Annotated in this window: 26 protein-coding genes; 8 read left to right on the top strand and 18 right to left on the bottom strand. The window is 59.6% G+C overall.

Translation table 11 applies throughout. The annotated features are described in order from the left end of the window. Positions 1-289 precede the first annotated feature (289 nt). On the top strand, positions 290-502 hold the full coding sequence (locus PH562_RS03935; RefSeq protein ID WP_004109325.1) for a cold-shock protein: 213 nt from the start codon (positions 290-292) through the stop codon (positions 500-502). A 550-nt stretch (positions 503-1052) separates the two neighbouring features. On the opposite strand, the gene dusA is transcribed toward PH562_RS03935, so the two are convergent. Beyond that, positions 1053-2051 (bottom strand): tRNA dihydrouridine(20/20a) synthase DusA, encoded by a 999-nt coding sequence (gene dusA, locus PH562_RS03930; RefSeq protein ID WP_483315314.1) that lies wholly within the window; start codon positions 2049-2051, stop codon positions 1053-1055. A gap of 154 nt (positions 2052-2205) precedes the next feature. On the opposite strand from dusA, the gene PH562_RS03925 reads away from it, so the two are divergent. After that, complete coding sequence (locus PH562_RS03925; protein ID WP_285171536.1) at positions 2206-2901, top strand: fumarylacetoacetate hydrolase family protein; 696 nt, start codon at positions 2206-2208, stop codon at positions 2899-2901. Positions 2902-2917: 16 nt separating this feature from the next. Then, positions 2918-3448: a gamma carbonic anhydrase family protein gene (locus PH562_RS03920; protein ID WP_285171534.1), complete on the top strand. Its 531-nt coding sequence runs from the start codon at positions 2918-2920 to the stop codon at positions 3446-3448. Between the two features lie 51 nt (positions 3449-3499). Here the strand turns inward: PH562_RS03920 and PH562_RS03915 are convergent, their stop codons facing one another. Genes PH562_RS03915 through PH562_RS03905 form a run of 3 tightly spaced genes read right to left on the bottom strand, consistent with a single transcriptional unit; the run spans position 3500 to position 5596 of the window. After that, on the bottom strand, positions 3500-3898 hold the full coding sequence (locus tag PH562_RS03915) for a Fur family transcriptional regulator (protein WP_112334637.1): 399 nt from the start codon (positions 3896-3898) through the stop codon (positions 3500-3502). Next, positions 3895-4722 (bottom strand): zinc ABC transporter permease subunit ZnuB, encoded by an 828-nt coding sequence (gene znuB / locus PH562_RS03910; RefSeq protein WP_285171557.1) that lies wholly within the window; start codon positions 4720-4722, stop codon positions 3895-3897. The genes PH562_RS03915 and znuB overlap by 4 nt, the downstream gene beginning before the upstream one ends. Next, the gene (locus PH562_RS03905; protein ID WP_285171531.1) at positions 4715-5596 is read right to left on the bottom strand and encodes an ATP-binding cassette domain-containing protein; all 882 of its coding nucleotides are present in this window, start codon (positions 5594-5596) and stop codon (positions 4715-4717) included. The genes znuB and PH562_RS03905 overlap by 8 nt, the downstream gene beginning before the upstream one ends. Before the next feature lie 100 nt (positions 5597-5696). Here PH562_RS03905 and znuA point away from each other — a divergent pair, with 100 nt between their 5' ends. Both znuA and zigA read left to right on the top strand, forming a co-directional pair. Next, entirely contained in the window at positions 5697-6671 is a 975-nt protein-coding gene (gene znuA, locus PH562_RS03900) for a zinc ABC transporter substrate-binding protein ZnuA (RefSeq protein WP_285171530.1), read from the top strand. Positions 6672-6753: 82 nt separating this feature from the next. Further along, complete coding sequence (gene zigA / locus PH562_RS03895) at positions 6754-7959, top strand: zinc metallochaperone GTPase ZigA (RefSeq protein WP_285171529.1); 1206 nt, start codon at positions 6754-6756, stop codon at positions 7957-7959. 187 nt (positions 7960-8146) lie between these two features. Here the strand turns inward: zigA and PH562_RS03890 are convergent, their stop codons facing one another. From PH562_RS03890 to PH562_RS03825, 14 genes are all read right to left on the bottom strand, one after another. Further along, positions 8147-8869, bottom strand: coding sequence for a PAS domain-containing protein (locus PH562_RS03890; protein ID WP_285171528.1), 723 nt, complete (start codon positions 8867-8869; stop codon positions 8147-8149). A 272-nt stretch (positions 8870-9141) separates the two neighbouring features. Then, a complete protein-coding gene (locus PH562_RS03885; RefSeq protein ID WP_285171525.1) occupies positions 9142-10074 on the bottom strand; it encodes a lipid A biosynthesis lauroyl acyltransferase in 933 nt (310 codons plus the stop codon). Between the two features lie 5 nt (positions 10075-10079). Beyond that, a complete protein-coding gene (locus tag PH562_RS03880; protein WP_095435131.1) occupies positions 10080-11108 on the bottom strand; it encodes a zinc-binding dehydrogenase in 1029 nt (342 codons plus the stop codon). A 54-nt stretch (positions 11109-11162) separates the two neighbouring features. Then, positions 11163-12443 carry a beta-ketoacyl-ACP synthase gene (locus tag PH562_RS03875; protein ID WP_285171523.1) on the bottom strand — a complete coding sequence of 427 codons (1281 nt, stop codon included), beginning with the start codon at positions 12441-12443 and terminating at the stop codon, positions 11163-11165. A 10-nt stretch (positions 12444-12453) separates the two neighbouring features. Further along, positions 12454-13659: a beta-ketoacyl-ACP synthase gene (locus PH562_RS03870; protein ID WP_285171521.1), complete on the bottom strand. Its 1206-nt coding sequence runs from the start codon at positions 13657-13659 to the stop codon at positions 12454-12456. Positions 13660-13702: 43 nt separating this feature from the next. Beyond that, entirely contained in the window at positions 13703-14176 is a 474-nt protein-coding gene (locus PH562_RS03865; protein ID WP_075850774.1) for a 3-hydroxyacyl-ACP dehydratase FabZ family protein, read from the bottom strand. 122 nt (positions 14177-14298) lie between these two features. Beyond that, on the bottom strand, positions 14299-14577 hold the full coding sequence (locus PH562_RS03860) for an acyl carrier protein (RefSeq protein ID WP_069613139.1): 279 nt from the start codon (positions 14575-14577) through the stop codon (positions 14299-14301). A 207-nt stretch (positions 14578-14784) separates the two neighbouring features. After that, positions 14785-15213, bottom strand: a complete 429-nt coding sequence (locus PH562_RS03855) for a L,D-transpeptidase (protein WP_095435135.1) — start codon at positions 15211-15213, stop codon at positions 14785-14787. Between the two features lie 117 nt (positions 15214-15330). Continuing rightward, on the bottom strand, positions 15331-16311 hold the full coding sequence (gene cbiB / locus PH562_RS03850; protein ID WP_285171512.1) for an adenosylcobinamide-phosphate synthase CbiB: 981 nt from the start codon (positions 16309-16311) through the stop codon (positions 15331-15333). Continuing rightward, on the bottom strand, positions 16308-17306 hold the full coding sequence (gene cobD / locus PH562_RS03845; RefSeq protein WP_285171511.1) for a threonine-phosphate decarboxylase CobD: 999 nt from the start codon (positions 17304-17306) through the stop codon (positions 16308-16310). Before cobD ends, cbiB begins: the two co-directional genes overlap by 4 nt. After that, positions 17303-18610, bottom strand: a complete 1308-nt coding sequence (locus tag PH562_RS03840; protein WP_285171510.1) for a cobyrinic acid a,c-diamide synthase CobB — start codon at positions 18608-18610, stop codon at positions 17303-17305. Before PH562_RS03840 ends, cobD begins: the two co-directional genes overlap by 4 nt. After that, positions 18607-19455, bottom strand: coding sequence for a uroporphyrinogen-III C-methyltransferase (gene cobA, locus PH562_RS03835; protein ID WP_285171509.1), 849 nt, complete (start codon positions 19453-19455; stop codon positions 18607-18609). Before cobA ends, PH562_RS03840 begins: the two co-directional genes overlap by 4 nt. 285 nt (positions 19456-19740) lie before the next feature. Further along, on the bottom strand, positions 19741-20700 hold the full coding sequence (locus tag PH562_RS03830; RefSeq protein WP_285171508.1) for a nucleoside hydrolase: 960 nt from the start codon (positions 20698-20700) through the stop codon (positions 19741-19743). A 162-nt stretch (positions 20701-20862) separates the two neighbouring features. Continuing rightward, the gene (locus tag PH562_RS03825; protein ID WP_113230697.1) at positions 20863-21267 is read right to left on the bottom strand and encodes a cobalamin biosynthesis protein; all 405 of its coding nucleotides are present in this window, start codon (positions 21265-21267) and stop codon (positions 20863-20865) included. A gap of 147 nt (positions 21268-21414) precedes the next feature. Here PH562_RS03825 and PH562_RS03820 point away from each other — a divergent pair, with 147 nt between their 5' ends. From PH562_RS03820 to PH562_RS03810, 3 genes are all read left to right on the top strand, one after another. Then, positions 21415-22200 carry a TSUP family transporter gene (locus PH562_RS03820; protein WP_113230639.1) on the top strand — a complete coding sequence of 262 codons (786 nt, stop codon included), beginning with the start codon at positions 21415-21417 and terminating at the stop codon, positions 22198-22200. Positions 22201-22299: 99 nt separating this feature from the next. Then, positions 22300-22665: a nuclear transport factor 2 family protein gene (locus tag PH562_RS03815; protein ID WP_285171505.1), complete on the top strand. Its 366-nt coding sequence runs from the start codon at positions 22300-22302 to the stop codon at positions 22663-22665. After that, entirely contained in the window at positions 22662-23465 is an 804-nt protein-coding gene (locus PH562_RS03810) for a helix-turn-helix domain-containing protein (protein ID WP_113230637.1), read from the top strand. The genes PH562_RS03815 and PH562_RS03810 overlap by 4 nt, the downstream gene beginning before the upstream one ends. The last annotated feature ends 6 nt before the right edge of the window (positions 23466-23471 follow it).

Here is a 23471-nt window from a genome sequence, read left to right as displayed (position 1 = left end):
CCCCTTGAAATTCCCCACCCTATCCTACCCGTTTCCCACCCTGCCCCGATATTGCCCCTTGCCTTTTTCTGAAAACCCTGTCACCCATATGCATGCTCGGGCATTTGCATGCCGGTGACTGGACTGATTTGGTGATCCGCTTGCGGCAGGCAGCGGTTGGGTCTTCTGACCCGCGCAGACGTTCTTTCCCCGTACGTGAACTTCTCGACTGGCTTTCGCATGTTGCGGAAGCAAAGCCGTCCGGGTTCATCCGGATAAACTAAGACTGATGGGTAAAGGACTATCCCCCATGGCCACCAAGGGCACCGTAAAATTCTTCAACCAGGACAAGGGTTTTGGTTTCATCACTCCTGACGGCGGCGCGAAGGACGTTTTCGTCCACATCTCCGCTCTTCAGGCTTCCGGCATCCAGTCGCTGCGCGAAGGCCAGCAGGTCACCTTCGACACCGAGCCGGATCGCATGGGCAAGGGCCCGAAGGCTGTCAACATCCAGGCTAACTAAGCCCCGGGGACTGCCTGAATAAGGTTTCGAGCGGCGCGGTGAAAACCGCGCCGTTTTTCGTATGTGAGGATGGTACCCTCGTCCTGAAGCAGGCTATGGCCCTTACCGCAAGTCCGTTGCCTGCCCCGGACCATCCTAACATTCCGTCATCCTCTGGCGAAAAGGGATAGGCTCCCAAAGCGAAACCAGCACTTCTGTCGATTTAGATACGCCCACGTGCTTGGGCGTGGATCCTCGGGTCGAGCCCGAGGATGACGGGAGTGAGGAGATCTTTTGACATCAAACTGCTTCCTTACCCCCGGAGGCAAGGGCCATTGCATATAAAATAGAAAGTGCCCCTCACCCCAGCCCTCTCCCCGTTTTGACGGGGAGAGGGAGCGATCCCGTCAAACCCCTTCGCCCCGCATGCGGGGAGAAGGTGGACTCGAACAGTTAAGCGAAGCGAAACTGTGAGAGGACGGATGAGGGGCTAACCTGTCCATATGCGATTGCTCTGTCCCAGGGTGGGAGCAAAAGCTGCCCTTGAACCACGAGGGCGCGTGGAGCCCCATCAAGCGCTGACCCGCTCCGAATCCGCGCCAAAATCCACCGCGGCGAAGGCCGCCGCAATCACCTCCGGCCCCGCGCCTGGCTTGTTGGCATCGGTGGAGAGGATCTGGCGATAGCGACGTGAGCCCGGCAGGCCGGTGAAGAGGCCAACCATATGGCGTGCGACATGCTGCAGACGACCGCCATTGGCGATGTGGCGCTCCACATAGTCCATCATCCGGTCGCGCAGTCCGTTCCAGTCGGCCTCGGCAGCCGGTTGGCCAAAGAAGCGATGGTCGACGTCAGCGAGAATGGCGGCATTCTGATAGGCGGCGCGACCGAGCATGACGCCGTCGACATGGGCCAAATGCGCTTCGGCTTGATCCAACGTCTGAATGCCGCCATTGATGCCGATGAACACATCGGGCCAACGGCTCTTCATGCGATAGACGATATCATAGTCCAGCGGTGGGATCTCGCGGTTTTCCTTGGGCGACAGGCCCTTTAGCCAAGCCTTGCGGGCATGGATCCAGATCGCATCGGCGCCGGCATCGAGCACGCGCGTCATCAGCTCCGGCAAGGCCTCTTCCGGCTCCTGCTCATCGACGCCGATCCGACATTTCACGGTAACAGGCGCCTTCGAAACCGCCTTCATGGCGGCAACGCACGATGCGACCGTCTCCGGCGTCAGCATCAGGCAAGCGCCGAAGGTGCCTGACTGTACCCGATCCGAAGGACAGCCGACATTCAGGTTGATCTCGTCATAGTTATAGGCTTCGGCGATCCGCAGCGCCTCGGCAAGCTTGGCCGGGTCGGAGCCGCCAAGCTGCAGTGCAACGGGATGTTCGCTGACATCACGCCCCAGCAGCCGGTCGCGCGGCCCGTGAATGATCGCATCGGCCACCACCATCTCGGTATAGAGCAAGGCATGCCGGCTGATCTGCCGATGCAAGTATCTGCAATGGCGATCCGTCCAGTCGATCATAGGGGCTACCGCAAAGATCTTGCGGCCAGTTTTCAGTGCGTCGCTATACATGGGAAACCTTTCTGATCCGCGCTCTACACCAAATCCCTCAAAAAGGCCAGTTTTCGCGGCTGTAACAATAATGCTAGCTTGCCTGACGGAGTCGGACGGCAGCAGCCCTCTGAAAAAGATGAAAGTTTCGAAAGCGCATATGAACGCCCCACTAACGACAGTCATTCCGCCACCTGCCCCTGTCCTTCTGCCGATCGAGGGTGAGACCGAGTTCTTCCCCGTGCGCCGTGTCTATTGCGTCGGCCGCAACTATGCCGACCACGCCATCGAGATGGGTCATGACCCTACCCGCGAACCGCCTTTCTTCTTCCAAAAGAACCCGGACAATCTGCTTGTCTCGAGCGATTTCCCCTATCCCGCCCTGTCGTCGGACGTGCATCACGAAGTGGAGCTTGTCGTGGCGCTGCGCGGCGGTGGCGCGGACATCCCGGTCGAACAGGCACTGGATTGCGTCTATGGCTATGGCGTCGGCATCGATTTCACCCGCCGCGACCTGCAGGGTGAGGCCAAGAAACTCGGCCGCCCCTGGGAAATCGGCAAAGCCTTCGATCATTCGGCTCCGGTTTCCGCATTGGCTCCGGCCACCCGCGTCGGCCATCCCGACAAGGGCGGCATCTGGCTGATGCGCAATGGCGAGGCTGCCCAGAGAGGCGATCTCTCCCAGATGATCTGGAAGGTGCCTGAGATCATCGCCGAACTCTCCAAGCTGTTCACGCTGGCCCCGGGCGATATCATCATGACCGGCACGCCCGCCGGCGTCGGCCCTGTTGTGCGGGGCGACCGGATCAGCTGCGCCGTCGATGGCGTCGCCAATCTTGTGCTGAACGTCGTCTGACCGAGGAGGATCGACCATGCCGCTTTACGCCCTTGCCGGCTCGACGCCGAAAACACCCGAGCCGGGCCGCTACTGGATCGCGCCCGATGCCAGCGTCATCGGCAAGGTCGAGATCGGCGAGGATGTCGGCATCTGGTTCGGCTCGGTCCTGCGCGGTGACAATGAACTGATCGCCATAGGCAAGGCGACGAATATTCAGGAAGGCACGATGATCCACACCGATCCTGCCTTTCCTGTTTCGATCGGCGAAGGCTGCACCATCGGCCATCATGCCATCATTCACGGCTGCACCATCGGCAACAATTCGCTGATCGGCATGGGCGCAACGATCCTGAACGGCGCGAAGATCGGCAATAATTGCCTCGTCGGCGCCAATGCGCTCGTCACCGAAGGCAAGGAATTTCCGGATGGTTCCCTGATCGTCGGCGCACCGGCAAGAGCCATTCGCACACTGGACGAAACCGCAATCGAAGGCCTGCGCCGTTCCGCCCAGCATTACGTCGCCAACTGGCAGCGCTTCGCACGTGATCTTAAAATATTAGATTAGAATTTTCTCATAAATAATTGATGGAGCACGGAATACGGTGCGGCCCCTGGCTCAAGCCGCGCAATTGGCACAATGGCCGCGAATTTCGATGGTCGACTTTTCCGCCTTGAACTTCTGTGATTTCAGCCAGTCCATCAGCCGATGATCCACTTCGTGGTCGTGGAACTCAATCACTTGGCCGCAGCTTTCGCAGATCGCGAAGGCGACGAGGCCGTGGCTATGGCAATCCTCATGCGGATGGGCGCAGGCGACGAAGGAGTTGATGCTCTCGAGCCGATGCACGACGCCATATTCCAACAGCTTATCGAGCGCCCGGTAAACCTGCAGCGGCGCGCGGAAACCCTGATCGCGCAGCTTGTCGAGAATGGTATAGGCGCTAAGCGGCGCTTCCGCCTTGGTCAGAATATCGAAAACGAGGGACTGGTTCTTGGTGAGCATCGGAGTGGTCATGACGACTGTCCTCTCTGTTGCGCCGCTGGCGTGCCGCTCCTGCGAACGAGGGGCAGCAGACTGAAGATAAATAGAACGAGCGCCGCAACCACGATCGACGGGCCGGACGGCGTGTCATAGCGCAGCGACCCGAAAAGCCCGCCGACAACGGCGATGGCGCCGAGCAATGAGGCGAAAACCGCCATCGTTTCCGGAGTGGCGGCATAGCGGCGCGCCGTGGCCGCGGGAATGATCAGCAGCGCGGTGATAAGCAAAATGCCGACGATCTTCATGGCGATCGCGATCACCACGGCCATCAGCAGCATGAAGAACAGCCTTGCACGCTCCGGCCGCAGACCTTCAGCCTCGGCGAGTTCGGGATTGACGGTCGAAGCCAGCAACGGCCGCCAGAGCCACGCAATCGCCGCCAGCACGAGAATGCCGCCGCCCCAGATCACCGCGATATCGGACTGGCTGACGGCCAGAATGTCGCCGAAAAGGAAGGCGATGAGATCGATCCGCACCCAACTCATGAAGGCGACAATGACTAGGCCGATCGCCAGCGTCGCATGAGAGAGAATGCCGAGCAGCGCGTCAGCCGAGAGCGCTTGCCGCCGCTGCAGGAACAGGAGCAGGATTGACACAAGCGCGGCAACAGCGAAGACGGAGAGTGTCAGATTGAGCTGAAAAAGCAGCGACAGCGCCACGCCGAGCAGCGCCGAATGCGAGATCGTGTCGCCGAAATAGGCCATGCGCCGCCAGATGATGAAGCAGCCGAGCGGCCCGGTCGTCAGCGCCAGCCCCACGCCGGCCACGACGGCGCGCAGGAAGAAATCGTCAAACATGGCGCTCTCCCTCGGCATGGTCATGATGATGATCATCGTGATCGTGATGATGATCGCTATGCTCATGATGGTGATGGCCATCATCGGCATGGCAATGGTCCGTAATCGAACCGTCCGCATGCTGCACACGACCATCAGGCAGATGCGTATGGTCGTGATGGTGGCTGTAGATCGCCAGGGATTGTGCCGCCCGCGTACCGAACAGCTTCACATATTCCGGGCTCTGGCTGACGGTCTGCGGCGTGCCGCGGCAGCAGACATGGCCGTTCAGGCAAACCACCGTATCCGTCGCCGCCATGACGACATGCAGATCATGTGAAATCAGCAGGATACCGCAGCCCTGCGAATTGCGGATGGACTTGATGAGATCGTAAAGCGCGATCTCACCGTTGAAATCCACGCCCTGCACGGGCTCGTCGAGAACAAGCAGATCGGGCTTGCGGGCGATGGCGCGCGCCAAAAGCGCTCGCTGGAATTCACCGCCGGAAAGATGCTGTACCTCAGCTTTCGCGAGATGCCCTATGCCGACTGCCTCCAGCGCCGCGACCAGCTCGCGCTCCGCCAAAGGTCCCGTCAGAGTCATCAATCGCTGCACGCTGAGCGGCAGGGTCCAATCGATGGCAAGCTTCTGCGGGACATAGCCGACCTTCAGATTGGCAATGCGCTCCACGCGCCCTTCGTCCGGCTTCAGCACGCCGATCGCTGTTTTGGCGCTCGTGGATTTGCCGGAACCGTTCGGGCCGATCAGTGTGACGATCTCGCCCCGGCTCACGGAAAAATCGACGCCGCGCACCAGCCAGCGGCCGGCGCGGCGGACGCCGACATCATGGAGCGACACCAGCGGCCGGCTCTTGCTGTCGATGGAAGAAAGCATGAAATTTCCAATTGCACTATTGCGCCATGCTATCGCACACGTTATAGCATTACGCAATTGATGTAATAACATAACAGACCCATTCAAGGGCATTTCTGGCATGAACGCAGCAAAAACTCTTCTTCCCGTCGCGGCCTCCCTTCTCCTTTCCGGCCTGCTCGTCAGCACGACCGCAACTGCAGCCGATGCGCCCAAAGTCGTCGTTTCCATCAAGCCGATCCACTCGTTAGTCGCCGCCGTCATGCAAGGCGTCGGCACGCCGGATCTGATCGTCGATGGTGCTGCTTCGCCGCATACCTACGCGTTCAAGCCTTCGAATGCGCGCAGCCTTCAGGAGGCTAAATTGGTCTTCTGGGTTGGGCCGGGCATGGAAGCCTTTCTGCAGAAGCCGATTGCCGCACTCGGTACCAACGCAACCGTCGTCGAGCTCGACGATGCTCCCGGCATCACCAAACTCAAGTTCCGCGAAGGCGGCGCCTTCGAACCGCATGACGATGGCGACGAACATGAGGCCAGCGACGCTCACGCCCATGGGCACGATCATGACCACGGCGAGTTCGACACTCACCTTTGGCTCGATCCGCAAAACGCCAAGGCGATGGTTTCCGAGATCACCACTTCCCTCGTCGCGGCGGACCCCGTCAACGCCCTGACCTATCAAGCGAACCAGAAAGCTCTGAACGACAAGCTTGATGCGCTCGATACGGAAATCGCCTCGACGCTCGCTCCAGTTAAGGACAAGCCCTTCATCGTCTTTCACGATGCCTACCAGTATTTCGAGCACCGTTATGGCGTACGCGTCTCAGGCTCGATCACGGTCAGCCCGGAAACCATCCCGGGCGCGCAGCGCGTCGCCGAAATCCACGGCAAGGTCGCCGATCTCGGCGCAACCTGCGTCTTTGCCGAGCCGCAATTCGAACCGAAACTGGTCAATGTGGTGCTGGAAGGCACGGCGGCAAAATCTGGTGTCCTGGATCCGGAAGCTGCAACGCTGCCGCAGGGGCCAGATCTCTATTTCGATCTAATGCGCGGCATTGCGAGCTCCCTGAAAACCTGCCTTTCAGCGCAAGGCTGAACATCACCGAAGAAAGCGGGCATACTGCTCGCTTTTTTCATCGCAACATATGTAATGATATTACATTACAAAGGAAGCTGTCATGAACAAGAAGCTCCCGGTTACCGTTCTCTCCGGTTTTCTCGGCGCCGGCAAGACGACGCTGCTCAACCATATCCTCAACAACCGCGAGGGCTTGCGCGTTGCCGTCATCGTCAACGACATGAGCGAGGTCAACATTGATGCGGCGCTGGTGCGCGATGGCGGCGCCAATCTCTCCCGCACGGAGGAACAGCTCGTCGAGATGACCAATGGCTGCATCTGTTGCACGCTGCGCGACGACCTGCTGAAGGAAGTCCGCCAACTCGCAAAGCAAGACCGCTTCGATTATCTGCTGATCGAATCCACAGGCATCGCCGAGCCCCTGCCCGTCGCCACCACCTTTGAGTTCCGCGACGAGGATGGCAGCAGTCTTTCCGACGTTGCCCGGCTCGATACGATGGTGACCGTCGTCGATGCCGCCAATCTTCTCGCCGACTATGGATCGACGGATTTCCTTGCCGACCGAGGCGAAACCGCCGGCGACGGCGACAACCGGACCATCGTCGACCTGCTGGTCGAGCAGATCGAATTTGCCGATGTCGTCATTCTCAACAAGGTCGGTTCGGCAACGGCCGAACAACGCGATGCCGCGCGCAAGATCATCGTCGGCCTCAATCCCGATGCGCGTCTCATCGAGGCGGATTTCGGTGCGGTCGAACCGGTGGAGGTTCTCGGCACGGGACGCTTCGACATTGATAGAGCCGAAACCCATCCGCTCTGGTACAAGGAATTGCACGGCTTCAAGGATCACGTTCCGGAAACGGAGGAATATGGCATCCGCTCCTTCGTCTATCGCGCGAGGAAACCATTCGATCCTCTTAAATTCCAAGCCTTTCTCAATCGTTCGTGGCCGGGCGTAGTCAGGGCCAAGGGCTTCTTCTGGCTTGCGACCCGCCCATACTTTGTCGGCGAAATGAGCCAGGCGGGTGCGCTCGTCCGCACGAGCAAGATGGGCCTCTGGTGGGCCGCTGTGCCGCAGGATCAATGGCCGCGCGATCCTGGCTTTCAGCGGGCGCTGGCACCCTATCTCGATCCCATCTGGGGGGACCGCCGCCAAGAGCTGGTGTTCATCGGCGCCGATCCGATGAGCGAAAAACAGATTACCGCCGAACTGGATGCCTGCCTCGTCAAGGCGGACCGCTTCACGCCTGAGCGCTGGCGAGATCTGCCCGATCCTTTTGCAAGCTGGAACAGGCTGCGGGCATGAAACAGCCGAAAGGGGTCCGGTTCCGCTGCCACTGCTTCGAATGCAGCAGCGATAACGAACAGGCGAACGATAAATCGCGGTCCGATACGATCAAAACGGACCGAGACAGCGTGAAATCAAGCGAAGCTCACCTTCGCCCAATGCCCGACATGATTGGAAAACTGTTGTTTGGGGCCTGAACGCGAGTTCAGGCCACCAGCATGCCTGCAGGAACGGCGATGATCTCGTGCATGACGAGCAGTGCGCCGATCACGTCCGCCTTTGCGCGCAACGGCGTCATGGTGCAGTGAAATACCTTGCCAGGTTCGATCTGACGATAGGAGGGATAAAGGCACTCCGCCTTCTCTCCGGTAAAGCAGGCATCAAGCTTCGCCTTGAGGCTGTTTTCGAAATCTTCCGCACCGACGAATTCCGAGATGTGGCGTCCTACGAGTTCCATCGGCTTCGACTTCAGAAACTCCGAATTGGCGGCGTTGCTGTAGAGGTAACGATAGTCCCGCGTTACGACGGCAACGCGATCCGGCAGGCTGTCCAGAATGACATCGTTCAGAACGCTGCTTTCTTCGAGGCCGAACGCATCGTCCCGATCGATTTTCTCGCTTGAAAACGCCCTAAGAACTTCGCCCGCTGCTTCATTTGCACCGCCGAAATAGCGATCGATCAGCACCGACAGCGATGCGGAGTTGCGCATGACGCGCGAGCGATCGTCCGATTCTTCCCGGATTAGATTGTTCATGAACTGGAGCTGCATGTAAATTTCAAGCAGACTCGTGGCCTTATAGGCCAGGATAGCCGCGATAAGTGGCTCCAATTCGCGATCAAGTGACGCTACAAGCTCATCATCGCCAAGTTTTATCGCACGCTGAATCTGGTTACATTTCGTGGAGAAGGCATGAAAGAGTGCCAGCAAAATTGCCCTCCTGTCCCAGAACATAACAGGACGCAGGGGCCTCGATTCCCGGCGTTGCCATGCTCAAGGATATTCAGCTTGGTGTCCGCAATCTCACCAAACTTTCTGTACTGTGAATTAACATGACTTACCCCCACTTTCAATCCAGATGAGCGGAAGTTCTCGGGAAAGGAGAACTTTCTGAAATGCAAGGCTTACTGGGCGTAATGACTGCACGAAGACCGGATGCAACTATACATGCAGAACTATCCGCAACGCACCGGAATGGATGCCTAGAAAACGCTCTTCTTGATATTCCAGCGGTCATGATACCAGAGCCATTGCTCGGGGTTTTCCCGCACCCAGCTCTCGACCTTGTCGTTCAGCATCTGCGCCGTTGCGGTCAGATCGAGACCGCCGGCTTCGTTGCGCGGCATTTCAAGCTTCGGCTCGATCTCCAGCCGGTATCGATTGCCGGGCAAGCGGATGCAGCGGGCCGGATAGACCTCGCAATTGAACTGGCGCACAAGCTTCGGCAGCAGCGGATTCGTCTTCACGTCCCGGCCGAAGAACAACGTTTTCAAACCTTTACGGAATTTCTGGTCGACCAGCACCCCGACACCGCGACCGGCCTCAAGCTCTCTGGCAAGCGCGAAAGATGACCCGGCGTGCGAGGGTACGAGATTGCCCATGCGCTTGGCGCGAAAGTCGAAGACCTTCTGAGCGACATAAGGATTGTTCGGCGGCCGGAATAGCACGGTCACGGTCAGTCCGAAGGCAGCGCCCGCGACGGGCAGTAGTTCGAAATTGCCGGTATGGCCGGTAAAGACGATGAACGGGCGCGGATTGTCCCTGAGATCGAGAAAGATCGGAATACCGGAAACTTCGATGCGACCTGGCTTGTCGCTAAAGGGATCGAAGTCGAAAAGCCGGTCGAGAAAGACGTATTCAGCCGCCAGCCGGCCCATATTGCCCCAACTTGCGCGCGCGATCTCATCGATCTCCGCCTCGCTCTTTTCCGGAAAGGCATTGCACAGGTTGGTCAGCATCAATTGATGCCGGCGCATGCGCGGACCGATCTTGCGGGTCAGCCAGTCGGCAAAGTTGATGCCTGCATCCGCCGGAAACAGTTTCAGGAAATTGAGGAATCCGAAAATGATCTGCGCCACCAGCCACTGCCGGAAATTTCTGAGCGCAAGGACAATCCGGGTGATGAAAAGCTTCACGCGGTTCAGTCCATCTTCAGGATGATCTTGCCGAAGATCTGGCGCGATTCCATCCGCTCCAGCGCCCGATCGATGTCATTGAAGCCGACTTCGGTATCGATTACGGGATGAACGAGGCCGCGCGCCATCTTTTGCATGGCATTGGCCATGTTCTCCATGCGGCAGCCGAAGGAGCCGAGGAGCTTCAGCTGCTGCTGGAACAGCATCATCAGGTTCATTTCGGTCGAAACGCCCGATGTCGAACCGCAGGTGACGAGACGTCCGCCGCGCTTCATGCAAAGCATGGAGCCGGCCCAGGTATCCTTACCGACATGCTCGAAGACCACGTCGACACCCTTCTTCTTCGTCAGCTTGCGCACGACGCCTTCGAAGCGGTCTGTGCGATAATTGATGACGTGATCGGCGCCAAGCGCCTTGGCCTTCTCGATCTTGTCATCGGAGCCGACCGTGGTGATGACCGTGCAGCCGATCTTCTTGGCAAGCTGGATGGCGGCCGTGCCGATGCCCGAACCGCCGGCATGAACGAGGATGGTTTCGCCGGGCTCCAGCTTGGCGTTGTCGAACAGCATGTGCTCGACGGTACCGAAAGTCACCGGGGCAAGCGCTGCACCCACCGCATCGACGCCGGGAGGCGCCGGAACAAGCAGGCGAGCCGGCAGATTGACCTTCTCCTGCGCGAAGCCATCGAGATGGAAACCATGCACGCCGCCGACATGTTCGCAGAGGTTGTCGCGCCCCTCGCGGCAATGGCGGCAGAGGCCGCAGGTGCGTGCGCCGTAGATCGACACCAGCTGACCCGGCAGGACATTGGCAACGCCCGGCCCGATCGCTTCGACCACGCCGGCAGCCTCCGCGCCGATGACCAGCGGCATCTTGCGCTTGGCAAATGCCATGCCGCGCCAGCCCCAGACGTCGATGTGATTGAGAGCGACAGCCTTGACGCGCAAGGTCACCTCACCCGCACCAGGCGCCTCCGGCTCTGGCAGATCGGTGATCTCAAGTTTGCGGTCGTCGATCAGTTGCAAAGCACGCATGGCAAAGTCCCTCGCCTCTCGGGCGCAGTTGTATTCTGTTTTTCAGAAGTCCGATTAAGCCGGTTCAAGCGCCATGACAAGGCTGGCATTCTGACCACCGAACCCGAAAGAGTTCGAAAGAACGGCATTCACCTGCTTTTCACGCTTCTTGTTCGGTACCACGTCGAGAATGATCGACGGGTCCGGATTGTTGTAGTTGATGGTCGGCGGCAACGTGCCGGTCAGCATCGTCTGCAGCGAGAACACCGCCTCGACTGCACCCGCCGCCGTCAGCGTATGGCCGATCATTGACTTGTTCGAGGAAACCGGAATGCTCGGAAGCCGTTCGCCGAACACGGCGGACATCGCGCCATATTCCATCTTGTCATTTTCCGGCGTCGAAGTGCCGTGAGCGTTGATGTAGCCGATATCGGTCTCGGCCATACCGGCATCGGCAAGTGCTGCGCGGATCGTAGCGATCGCCGGACCGCCGTCTGGCGAAGACCGCGTGCGGTGGAAGGAATCAGCCTTATCGCCGGCGCCCTTCATGATCCCTAGGATCTTCGCACCACGCGCAACTGCCGCCTCCAACGATTCCAGCACCAGCGTCGCCGCCCCTTCGGCGATGACGAAGCCGTCGCGGTCCTTGCTGAAGGGCTTGGAGGCCTTGGTCGGCGGATCGTTCTGCGTCGACAACGCCGACAGCAGCGAGAAGCGGATCAGCGCCTCGGCGCTGAGCGAACCATCGGTCGCGACGGTCAGTGCCCGCGTCGTGCGCCCCTGGCGGATCGCCTCGATACCGAGCTGGATGGCGGTCACGCCCGATGCACAGGCTGTCGACAGTGTCACCGGCAGGCCGCGCGTGCCGAAACGGTCGGCAAGCCGCTCGGAAATGGCGCCGAAAAGAGCCGCTTCATGGAAGGCAGGATCGGGACGCTGACGCATGGCGGCAAGGAAGCGTTCATACGCGTCCCCTTCATGATCTGCCGGAGGAGAACGGTCGGCCAGCTCAAAGCGGGCACTCCATTCTGGTTCGATCGGCGGTGCGGCCAGAAAGAGTGGGGCATCGAAATCACCGGAAATGCCGGCTTGGGCCAGGGCCTCGATGGTCGTTTCGCGGGCGAACGCGTAGGAGCGCTCGACGGCGTTCGGAACGGGGATATCGATGAAATCCACGGTGCCGGCGATGCGCGTCGAAAGCCCGTCCGTCGGAAAGCGGGTGATGCCATGAATGCCGGAAGTGCCAGACGACAATGCGTTCCAATTGTCCTGCAGGCCCTGCCCCAGCGACGTGATGATCCCCATGCCGGTAACGGCGACGATCGGGCGTCCGAGATGATCCTTGTAAGCGGTCATATCCTGTTCCTCACGCTTCAGCTGACAATACGGCAATGCCTTCGCCGCGCATATGCCCAACGGTCGTGACCACGGCCTTGCGGGCACCCGCCGTCATTGGCTTTTCATGCGCAGCATCGAAAGGCGGCACCTTGGCCTGGTTGGCGACGGCCAATGCCGCAAAGGCCAGCCCGAGTGGGAACTGGCTTTCCAGCCCGTGGCCGGAAACACCGGAATAGGCGCGGATGGCCGAGCCTGGAAGCTGCGCCTCGATCACCGCTTTTTCGCGCTGGGCAAGATCGGGGATCGCCGTCGTGCCCGAAAAGACGACGGTCGCATCGCCGGACGTCTGTTTAGCTGGCGCGAGCATGCGCTCCAGCCGCCCCTCGAATTTGCCCTCGTCGCGCCGGCCGCGATCACCCTCGACGGCATCGATGGTCGCATAGATATGGGCGCCGCGACCCTCGGCATGCGCACGCGATTCAAAAACGAGGAAGGCACTCAGCGAACCCATGATCATGCCGCCGCCATCTTCCGGCTTGCGCGACCAGACAGGATGCCAGTCACCGATGGCATGCGCGTTGATCGATTCGATTAACAGGATCATGTCCAGACGCTCGGCGGAAAATGCACCGCCCACGAGAGCATGGCTCGATTCGCCGGACTTGATACGATGGAACGCCGTCTCGACGGCGGAAATGCCGGAGGCTTCCTCGCCCATGAAGGTGCGCGACGAACCCGTCACCTTGTGCACGATCGAGATATTGCCGGCAAGCAGGTTCGAAAGCTGCGCAAGGAACAGCGTCGGCCGCAATTCGGTCGTCAGCTTCTCGTTCAGCAGCAGTTCGCGGTCATTGCGCTTCAAGCCTTCGTTGACGATCAGCGTATCGACATTGGTGTCGCGCTCTCCACCGCCGGCCGCAACGATCATGTCCATCGTGCCGCAGGCTTCCAGATCATCCTTGAAGCCGGCATCGTCGAGCGCCAATCCAGCCGTAAAGACGCCGATACGCTGCCAGTTTTCCATTTGCCGCTGATCGCCGCGCTTCGGGATCTGCTGCGACCAGTCGATTTCGGGCAGCGGATGCACTGGATAGGGCTTGAACTTCTCGGTTTCGACGATGGTCGGCGGCGCCTTGTCCGCCTTCAGCAGGGCGACATGCGCGTCCTTGCCAACACCTTGGCAGGTAACGATGCCGATACCCGTGATGACCACATCATTCTGAGCCTTGCTCATTCATCAATCCTCTTCGAATGCGGCGCCGAACAAGCCGGCAGCATCAACCGTTGGCGGCGATGGCGTCGAGAAGTCCGACCTCGCCTGCCCGCTTGCGCACGATATCGCCGAGCGGCACCTCATTAAACGGCATGGTGCGCAGCTTCAACTGCGCATCGCAAACCTTCTTTCCGGCAATGGTAATACGCGCCTTGGTGACGGCGAAGCCCGAACCCTCGTGTTCCAAATCCGCTTCGATATCGAGTTCGGCTTCCGGCTCCACGAAGGTCCGCATCTTCGCGCCATCGACCGACATCAGAAACGGCATATAGGCAAATTTCGTCGCCGCAAGCACGAGCATCCCCGAAGCCTGCGCCATCGTTTCGATAAGGAGAACGCCGGGAACCAGCGGCATGCCCGGGAAATGGCCTTCGAAAACAGGGCTTTTCGCCGGAACGACGGAACGAGCCTTCAACTGGCCCTTGGACAGATCGACGGACTCGATCCTGTCGATCATCTGGAAATATTCCAGCAGCATCAACGCCTCCGATCCAACCCGGCAGGGCAGGATGCTGCGGGCGGGATACGCTATTTAAGAATGAAACCGCCCGGCCGCCATATCAAAGGCGGCTGGGCGTCAAAAAAATGCAAGGATGTCGCTCAGCCCTTGGCGGCGCGCAACTCATCGATCTTGGCACAGAGATTCTTCAGCACGAAGTATTCTTCGGTCGAGACCTTGCCTTCGTTGACTTCCTGCGTCCACTGCTCGAGCGGGATCTTGATGCCGAATTCCTTGTCGATCGCGAAAACGATATCCAGGAAGTCCAGACTGTCGATGCCGAGGTCGTCGATCGTGTGGCTATCCGGGGTGATCGTGTCACGGTCGATTTCGCTGGTTTCAGCGATGATGTCGGCAACTTTGTCAAATGTAGCAGTCACTGCCCATACCTCTTGAAATAATAATTCATCCCCCTCATAGGGAAATCCATTCCAAAAGCCAATGGTTTCCACCAGAAACCCCGGCAATTTGGCAAGCCACTGTTGCGCAAACAGCAAAATGATGGTCGCGTCATACCCGTGAAATCGCGCTCGACGTGGACGCGGGATATGGCAGCATTGCGGCCGAACCGCAACGACGAAGCAAGTCTATTCGCTAATCACGATGCGCGTATTGTGAAGCCCGGCGTCAGCCGCCATCGCAAAGAAGGTAGCGGCATTGCGGGTATCGAGCCGAACGCAGCCATGCGATGCCGGACGGCCGAGCCGCCGCACCTCATAGGTGCCGTGAATGGCATAGCCGCCATTGAAGAACACCGCGTAAGGCATCGGCGCATCGTCATATTTCTTCGAGCGATGATCCCTCGACAGCCATTTGGCCGTATAGGAGCCGGTCGGCGTCACATAACCTCTGCGCGCCGTCGACACTCGCCAGCGATACTTCAGAGCTCCATCCTCGGAAACGGTCATTGTTTGCGATCGAAGATCGACCACTGCAAGAACAGTTCCGGCGTGAGCCGAAACGGTGTGGAATTGCATGCACAGGCATGCCGTTACTGCGAACGCGATACGCCTCATCTTGCCCCTCCGACTGTTTGCTTCCTCTCGAAGCAATTCAGACGATGGGAGAGTCTATCGCTATGCCAATTATACCAAATTAATACATATAGTGAGCGATTGCTTAATTTAGGGACCTCACAAGAGCAGCAGGAAGCCGAGGAAGGCGAGAAGCGTCAGCATCGTGCAGGCGGAATAGAATATGGAAATACCAGCTTCGATATCGTTGACCGTAGCAATATCGCGACCGGAGCCGTTGATCATCGGCTCGCGCACGAGCTCACCGCCATAGATTCGCGGACCTGCAAGCTGGATATCGAGCGCGCCGGCCATAGCCGCTTCGGGCCGGCCGGAATTGGGCGAGCGATGCAGCCCGCCATCGCGGACGGCGATGCGGATCGCATTTCCAAGCGCGGAGATTCCTCGCTTGATCAGAGCGCCGGCAGCAATCAACAGGATGGACAGGCGCGCGGCCGGCCAGTTGGCGATATCGTCGAGACGCGCGGCAGCGCGGCCGAAATCGACATAGGTCTCGGATTTGTGCCCGATCATCGAATCGGCAGTGTTCAGCATCTTGTAGAAAAACAGGCCCGGAAGCCCGAAGAACCCGTACCATAAGGCGGGCGCGACGACGCCGTCTGAAAAATTCTCGGCAAGACTTTCGATGGCCGCGCGGCAGATACCCGGCTCATCCAGCGTCTCGGGATCGCGGCCGACGATGCGCGATACGGCAAGACGGCCGCCGTCCAGACCATCGGAGCGCAACGCTCGCGATACCTCCCCCACGTGATCGCCAAGGCTCTTCTGCGCCATGAAAACCGCCACCAATCCTGCCTCTACCAATATGCCGAGCCAGCCGAAGAAGGCGAGAAATCCGTGAATGGCCCAGCCGGCGATCACGGCTCCCATGAGCAGCGCAACGATCGACATGACACCGTTGCGGCGGCGAAGGACACCCGGCAAGTGTTTTGCGTTGAAACGGCGATCAAAGGATGAAATCGCCTTGCCGAACAGTACGACCGGATGCGGAAAGCGCTGCCAAAGCCAGTCGGGATCACCGACGAAGCGGTCAAGCAGTAAGGCAAGGACCAGAATGAGCAAATGTTCGTCGGCGGTCATGTCGAATAATCCTCTAATACCCCGGCGAGTCTTTCGTCTGCCGCCTCATCCGGAGCGAGTCCGAAGCGCAGCCAATTGCCGGCGTAATCGAACTTGCGGACGAGAATATGATGCCGGCAGAGATGCGTGTATATGCCCTCGGCCCGGTCGTCTGCAACAAGAGCAAACAGCGCCGTACCTCCCGCAACCTGCAGCTTTCCGCGGCGAAGAATCGTCTGCAGCGCCGAATGCCTTTGAAGAATGCGGTTTCGGATGGCGCTTGTATCGCTTTCCATCAGGGAGGCAGCAATCGAAAGAGCCGGCCCGGAAACCGCCCAAGGGCCGAGCCAATCCTCAAAACGGGTCAGGATCGCGGCCTCGGCAATCACGAACCCGAGCCGAAGTCCGGCCAGGCCAAAAAACTTTCCGAACGAACGGAAGATGATCAGATTCGGCATCGATGCGGCAAGAGGCGCCACGCTCGCCGCCGGCTCCATATCGCCGAAGGCCTCGTCCACCAGAAGAAGGCCGCCCTGCTCGCGCTGCCTGTCATGCAGCTCCTGCAGTTGCTCAATGGGCAGCACCCGCCCATCAGGATTATTGGGATTGACGGCAATGATCAGCCTGTCACCGCCGGTGAGTTCGCCAATCGTCGATATTTGGCGAACCTGCAGGCCGGCTAGCGTAAAAGCGCGCGCATATTCGCCATAGGTCGGCGAGAGGATCGCAACACTGCCACCGGGCACTAGCCTCGGGAGCAGCTGAATAACCGACTGCGTGCCTGGAACCGGCAGCGGCAGAATATCGCCGCTGCGGTAATAGCTCCTCGCCGCTTCTCGCGCCCGCTCCTGCAAATGCTGGTCAGGCAACCTGTGCCATGCCGCCACGGGGATTTTCGGTAATGTCACCGGATTGGGATTGATACCGGTCGATAGATCCAGCCATTCCTCCGGACGCCCGCCATATTGGCGTGCGGCAGCCGTGATGCCGCCTCCGTGGACGATCCTGTTGGTCATGCGGCTTCACCGGCTAGATCGATCAAATGCATGTAGGAGCCGGCGACATTGCCGCGTTGCAGACCGGCGGCACCGAGATCGACATTAAGTGCATCCGTGACTGCAAACAGGCGGTCCGCCTCGCCTTCCGATACGATGGTCGAATAATGAAACTCATGCGCCGTCATTGGCTTGTCGAAGAAGGAATGGGCAAGCGGCATTACGCGCCGATAGCCAAGATGGCGCTGTCGTTTCTCATAGCTGGTAACGACGGGCAGAAGACCGAGCATTTGATGGCGGGTACCTGCCGCATCCACAAGCCCCTCGCCGAGCACCATATAGCCACCACACTCGCCATAGATGCGCACGCCGCGCGCCGCGGCCGCCTTCACGCCATCCTGGAATTGCGACGCGGCGGCAAGCTTATCGGCGTGCAATTCCGGATAGCCGCCCGGGAGATAGATGGCATCGGCATCAGCCGAGGGAACTTCATCCGCGAGCGGAGAAAAGAAGGATATTTCCGCGCCACGCCGCTTCCAGCCGAGCAGCATATGCTCGTAGCAAAAGGCGAATGCGATATCCCGCGCCACGGCAATGCGCTGGCCGAAGGGCATAAGCCGCGCAATATTGGCCGCGGAGGTGCGAACGAGATGCTGCTGCGCCGCTCGCAAGAGCAGCTCGAAATCGCAGGCTTTCGATACCATCCCGGCAGCCGCCTCGATAAACTGCTCCAGTGCCCCATGCTCTCCCGCCTGCACAAGACCGAGATGCCGCTCTGGCAATGCCAGGCTTGCATCACTGCGGATAACGGCAACGACTGGCATACGCGCCGCATTCAGCGCCTGACGCAGCATTCTCTCATGCCTGTCGCTAGCGACACGATTAAGGACGACGCCGGCAACGCGGATATCGGCACGAAAATTGGCAAAGCCACTGACGATGGCCGCAACAGACTGCGACATACGCGAGCAGTCGACGACGAGCAGGACGGAAAGACCGAGCAAAGCGGCAAGATCGGCGGGCGTGCCCGTACCATCGGCAGCACCATCGAAGAGCCCCATCATCCCCTCGATGACAAGCATGCGCCCTCCGGCGCGATGAAGCGCGGCATTCGCTGAAATCAGTTCGGCGCGCATCGCCCAGGGATCGAAATTGAGGCAGGGCGATCCAACCGCCGCGGCGTGAAATGCGGGATCGATATAATCGGGTCCAGTCTTGCCAGGTGCGATCGCAACACCCCTGTTTCGCAATGCCCGCAGCAAACCAAGCGTGAAGGTGGTCTTGCCGGAGCCTGATGAGGGTGCCGCGATCAGAAGTCCGCTCATGCCGGCACCTTGCGTCCGCTCTCGCTCTGCCTTTCGCTCGGCGATACCAGCGCGCGACCGGAAAGAGCGCCCAGCCAGTCGAGCGACGGCCGCAGTTTCACCACTTCGCCGACGACGACGATGGCCGGCGGCTCGAGACCGGACGTTTCGATATCGGCAGGCGCACGCCCAAGCGTCGTCTCCAGAACTTGCTGGGAGGGCGTCGCCGCATTGCAGACGAAGGCCACAGGTTCGTCCGCCGAACGGCCGGCGACAATGAGATTCGTGCTGATCTGCGCGATATGCTTCATCGCCATATACATGACGATGACAGGCGATCCTTTGCCGATAGCCTCCCAATCGATGGCGTCAGGCACCACGCCGGACGAATCATGGCCGGTCAGGAAGGTGACGGCGTGGTTGACGTCGCGATGGGTAACTGGAATGCCGGCATAAGCCAAACCGCCGATCCCGGCGGTAATGCCGGGCACGATGCGGAAGGGAATGCCGTGCTGAACGAGCATCAGCGCCTCCTCGCCGCCGCGTCCGAAAACGAAGGGATCGCCGCCTTTGAGGCGCAGAACGCGCTTGCCGGCCCGCGCCAGTTCCACTAGCCGCAGGGAAATGTCCCGCTGCTTGGCCGACGGCTTGCCGCCGCGCTTGCCGGCATATTCCAGCACCGCGCCCGAAGGGGCGAGCTTTAGGCAATCTTCATTGACAAGCGCGTCGTGCACGATGACATCTGCCTCGGCCAACCCCTTGGCGGCCAGCAGGGTCAAAAGCCCCGGATCGCCCGGCCCGGCGCCAACGAGCCAGACCGACCCCGGCTCCAGGGCCGGCAGAGTGGAAAAAGCGATATCGTTCATCCCATGTGTCCTATGCCCGGATGGGCGAAATTGCAATGTTGAGAACGGGATAAGGCGATCTCGGTTCGACATCGCTCCCATTGCGGACATTATGTCACGCAACTCCTCGACATGAGCGACAGCACGCTATGGACTTTTCCAACCACGACAGGAAACGAAAATCGGGTTTGCCAATCGCATGACGCTCCGCACTCGATATTTCCGGACACTCAAATAGGCTCTTGATAGAGCTGGAAAATGGTCTTCAGCGAATTGTGAAGGGGCGTTGCCGCCCCTTCACAGGGTTTAATGCTGTACCTTGCCCAGAATCACGTCGCGGATCAGGTCGAGAACCTGCTGCGAGCGAATACCGGTGCAGGCGATCTGGCTGGGCAGATTATCCCAATCGCCCGGCGGAAAGCGGCGGCCGTCCTGCTTGATAATAGTCTGACCATCGGCGATCCCGCCGCAGACGACGCGGATCGATCCCTCGATCGTGTCGAACAGCTCGGGCGCCACGATATAGACGCAGGCGCAGCTGTCGTGGACCATCATGCCGTCTTCGACCGCATGCTTGTAGAAATCGATGTAGGACTGCGACAGGTCGGCCAGGAGCTGCACCGAAGGTCCGCCCGCTTTTGCCATATCAGCGAGATAGCCGCGGCTCATGGTCGTCACCGACGTCACATCGAGACCGACCACGACGACTTTCCAGGCCGCCGTCATGATGAAATCGGCAGCTTCCGGATCACCGTGAATATTGGCTTCAGCGACGGGAGAAACATTGCCCGGCACATAGAAATTGCCCCCCATGATGACCACGCCCTTCACGAGCTTGGCAATCTCGGGATCATGCTTCAGCGCCAAAGCGAGATTGGTCATGCGGCCGACGGCGACTAGGGTCACCTCACCCGGATGGGCGCGAACCGTGTCGATGATGAATTGATAGGCGGGGCGCGGATCGGTCGGCAGGTCGATCGTTTCAGGCACGTCGATATCGCCGAGACCGTTATGGCCGTGAACCATCGTCGGCCAGGGGCGCTCGTGCCGCGAAGAATCGAAGGTAACGCTGGCGCCTCGCGCGACCGGACACGGAATATTCCACTCGCGCTTCAGGAACAGCGCGTTACGCGTCGTCGTGTCTACGGAGGCATTGCCGAAAACCGTCGTCACGCCGAGAAGGTCGATACCCGGGTGACGATGCAGAAAGAGAAGCGCCATGGCGTCATCGACGCCAGGATCGGTATCATAAATGACCTTATGCATGATTTTTCCTTACCAACATATTGAATAAGCTTGATCTTCCGGAAATTTACTTCGCTTGGGACCAAGCGCTTGACCTACCGGCATACACGAGAACAGGCGGCGGTGAAATGCCGTCGAGATCTCTTCAGATCATTTCCGAGACTTGCGTTGCGAATTCGCTGCTCAGGCAATCCTGGCGATCGCCGCCGTAGCAAAGCCGGACTTGATCTTGGGAAGCACGAGCTCGGAATCAGGGCCTGCGGCCGCCAGCGCTGCAGCCTCTGCAACGCCGTGACAACCGACGTGGGCGAAAACAATCTCGGACGGGTTCTTCAGTCTGGGTGTCTCCCGCTCCAGTGCAGCCGCCTTGAAGAAGCGTGCCGGGAGGTGAAAATGCGAGGCGGTCCCAAGGATGGCCGGTTCATCCATGCGCGTGTCGATCGATACAACAGCTAGAACCTGATCACTCCCGATCCCGACCTCCTGGAATGCTCTTTCCGCAAGCATCCGCACTTCATTCCAGTCCGTGCCGCGCTCGCACCCAAGACCCAGAAGATAGCGGCGGGTGGAATCGGCATAGATCGTCATATTCGCTCCCAGCAGCATCGACCGATAGAACAGCTGTAGCGGGCAGCTTTCGACACGTCAATTTCGCCTAGTGTGTCCTGATAGCAATTGCCTTGCGGCGGGCGAAGTGCCAGAAGGCCGCTGATTTCCCGCCTCCGAGTTCCCGCCTTGCCAGATATTACATTTCAACTCCTGCTTTTGCTCTTTGCCGCCGCGTTCTTCGCCGGTTTCGTCGATTCCATTGCGGGCGGCGGTGGGCTGATTACCGTGCCTGCCATGCTGTTGGCCGGTATTCCGCCGCTGCAGACGCTTGGCACGAATAAGGTGCAGTCGATCTGCGGCGCGGCTTCGGCAACGATCGCTTATGCCCGGCAGGGACACGTCAAACTTCGCGAGCAGCTTCCCATGGCGTTGATGGCAATCATCGGTGGCATGCTCGGCGCGATGCTTGCGACCATCATGCCCAGCCAGGTCCTGCGCATCATCCTGCCCTTCCTGCTGATCGCAATCGCGCTCTATTTCGCCCTGAAACCCAATCTCGGCGATGTTGAAAAGCATAGGCGCATGAGCGCTGGGCTTTTCGGCGTGACGCTGGTGCCATTGATCGGCTTCTATGACGGCGCTTTCGGCCCCGGCACCGGCTCGTTCCTGATGCTCGCCTTTGTGACCCTCGCCGGCTTCGGCCTCTTGAAGGCGACGGCACATACGAAGCTGCTCAATTTCGGATCGAATCTCGGCGGCCTGATCGTCTTCATCTTCTCCGGCGCCATCCTTTGGAAAGTCGGACTGACGATGGGGCTTGGCCAATTCCTCGGCGCGCAGCTTGGCTCGCGGCTTGCCATGCGCATTGGTGCAAAACTGATCAAGCCGCTGCTCGTCATCGTCTGCATTGCCTTCGCGATCAAGCTGCTGGCGGATCCCAGCCATCCCGTCAGGATCTGGCTCGGCCTCTAGAACGGGCCTTTGATTACCTCCGACGTAATTGATAGTGCTTCGGTACGCGCCGATGATCGCCCTGCCTGAACGGTTCAGGCGATCCAAAGGAGTTGACCGATGACTGACGCAAACATCATTGCTGACCGCTATATCGCCATCTGGAACGAGGCCGACACCGAACGTCGCCGTGCGCTCATTGCCGAAGCCTGGACGGAAGACTGCAGCTACGTCGATCCCATGATGCGCGCGGATAATCGCGAGCAGATCCACGCACTCGTCACTGCGGCACACGAACGCTTCCCCGGCTTCCGCTTCACGCTCATCAGCGAAGGCGAGCGCCATGGCGACAATCTCCGCTTCTCCTGGGGGTTCGGGCCGGCTGATGCCGAACCGCTGATCAGGGGCACGGATTTCGCGATCCTCGAAGGCGACAGGCTGAAATCCGTTCACGGCTTCATTGATCAGCTGCCGGCTGCCGCATGATGAACCCGGCCCGCTCTCTCGGCGATCATCTGCGCGAATGGCGGCAACGCCGCCGCCTGAGCCAGCTCGAATTCGCCCTTGAAGCCGATATATCGCAGCGACATCTGAGCTTCATCGAGAGCGGGCGGGCACTTCCAAGCCGCGAGATGCTGATGCATCTCGCCGAAAGGTTAGAGGTGCCGTTGCGCGAACGCAATCCAATGCTCCTGGCGGCCGGATTTGCGCCGGTCTTTCCAGAGCGCAAACTGGATGATCCGGCGCTTGCTCCGGCACGCCGTGCCATCGACATGCTTCTGAAGGGACACGAACCCTTCCCAGCTCTGGCCGTCGACCGGCATTGGACGCTCATCGCCGCAAATGCCGCCGTCGCTCCGCTGCTTGCCGGTGTCCTCGATACCTCGTTGATCGAGGCACCAATCAATGTTCTGCGATTGAGCCTGCATCCTCAAGGTCTGGCATCCCGCATCGCCAATCTACCCGAATGGCGGGCACATCTCTTGGAGCGCCTACGCCAACAGATATCGGTATCCGGCGATCCGGTTCTGATAAAATTGCTTGCAGAACTATCAGTTTATCCGGTACCGCCTGCACCGAAATCGGCGGCTCCGGAACGAGATTTCGCAGGCATCGCCGTGCCTCTGGAGCTTGTCACCGAAGCGGGACATCTATCGTTTCTATCCACCACGACGGTCTTCGGAACGCCTGTTGATGTCACGCTGTCGGAACTCGCGATCGAGTCCTTCTTTCCTGCAAACACGCAGACGGCGGAAGCGCTGAAGGCGATGCTGCCGGGCTGCTAAACGCCC

The sequence above is a fragment of the Rhizobium centroccidentale genome, from assembly GCF_030182565.1.
In the GTDB taxonomy this organism is placed as follows: domain Bacteria; phylum Pseudomonadota; class Alphaproteobacteria; order Rhizobiales; family Rhizobiaceae; genus Rhizobium.
The sequence above is the reverse complement of the archived record's forward strand: the minus strand, read 5'-3'. Positions and strand labels throughout refer to the sequence as shown.

Bases quoted from the DNA above. Each gene is read 5' to 3' on its own strand.
- PH562_RS03935 (WP_004109325.1), top strand. From the start codon at position 290: ATGGCCACCAAGGGCACCGTAAAATTCTTCAACCAGGACAAGGGTTTT.
- PH562_RS03925 (WP_285171536.1), top strand. From the start codon at position 2,206: ATGAACGCCCCACTAACGACAGTCATTCCGCCACCTGCCCCTGTCCTT.
- PH562_RS03920 (WP_285171534.1), top strand. From the start codon at position 2,918: ATGCCGCTTTACGCCCTTGCCGGCTCGACGCCGAAAACACCCGAGCCG.
- PH562_RS03915 (WP_112334637.1), bottom strand. From the start codon at position 3,898: ATGACCACTCCGATGCTCACCAAGAACCAGTCCCTCGTTTTCGATATT.
- znuB (WP_285171557.1), bottom strand. From the start codon at position 4,722: ATGTTTGACGATTTCTTCCTGCGCGCCGTCGTGGCCGGCGTGGGGCTG.
- PH562_RS03905 (WP_285171531.1), bottom strand. From the start codon at position 5,596: ATGCTTTCTTCCATCGACAGCAAGAGCCGGCCGCTGGTGTCGCTCCAT.
- znuA (WP_285171530.1), top strand. From the start codon at position 5,697: ATGAACGCAGCAAAAACTCTTCTTCCCGTCGCGGCCTCCCTTCTCCTT.
- zigA (WP_285171529.1), top strand. From the start codon at position 6,754: ATGAACAAGAAGCTCCCGGTTACCGTTCTCTCCGGTTTTCTCGGCGCC.
- PH562_RS03880 (WP_095435131.1), bottom strand. From the start codon at position 11,108: ATGCGTGCTTTGCAACTGATCGACGACCGCAAACTTGAGATCACCGAT.
- PH562_RS03875 (WP_285171523.1), bottom strand. From the start codon at position 12,443: ATGACCGCTTACAAGGATCATCTCGGACGCCCGATCGTCGCCGTTACC.
- PH562_RS03870 (WP_285171521.1), bottom strand. From the start codon at position 13,659: ATGAGCAAGGCTCAGAATGATGTGGTCATCACGGGTATCGGCATCGTT.
- PH562_RS03865 (WP_075850774.1), bottom strand. From the start codon at position 14,176: ATGCTGCTGGAATATTTCCAGATGATCGACAGGATCGAGTCCGTCGAT.
- PH562_RS03855 (WP_095435135.1), bottom strand. From the start codon at position 15,213: ATGAGGCGTATCGCGTTCGCAGTAACGGCATGCCTGTGCATGCAATTC.
- cbiB (WP_285171512.1), bottom strand. From the start codon at position 16,311: ATGACCGCCGACGAACATTTGCTCATTCTGGTCCTTGCCTTACTGCTT.
- cobD (WP_285171511.1), bottom strand. From the start codon at position 17,306: ATGACCAACAGGATCGTCCACGGAGGCGGCATCACGGCTGCCGCACGC.
- PH562_RS03840 (WP_285171510.1), bottom strand. From the start codon at position 18,610: ATGAGCGGACTTCTGATCGCGGCACCCTCATCAGGCTCCGGCAAGACC.
- cobA (WP_285171509.1), bottom strand. From the start codon at position 19,455: ATGAACGATATCGCTTTTTCCACTCTGCCGGCCCTGGAGCCGGGGTCG.
- PH562_RS03830 (WP_285171508.1), bottom strand. From the start codon at position 20,700: ATGCATAAGGTCATTTATGATACCGATCCTGGCGTCGATGACGCCATG.
- PH562_RS03825 (WP_113230697.1), bottom strand. From the start codon at position 21,267: ATGACGATCTATGCCGATTCCACCCGCCGCTATCTTCTGGGTCTTGGG.
- PH562_RS03815 (WP_285171505.1), top strand. From the start codon at position 22,300: ATGACTGACGCAAACATCATTGCTGACCGCTATATCGCCATCTGGAAC.
- PH562_RS03810 (WP_113230637.1), top strand. From the start codon at position 22,662: ATGATGAACCCGGCCCGCTCTCTCGGCGATCATCTGCGCGAATGGCGG.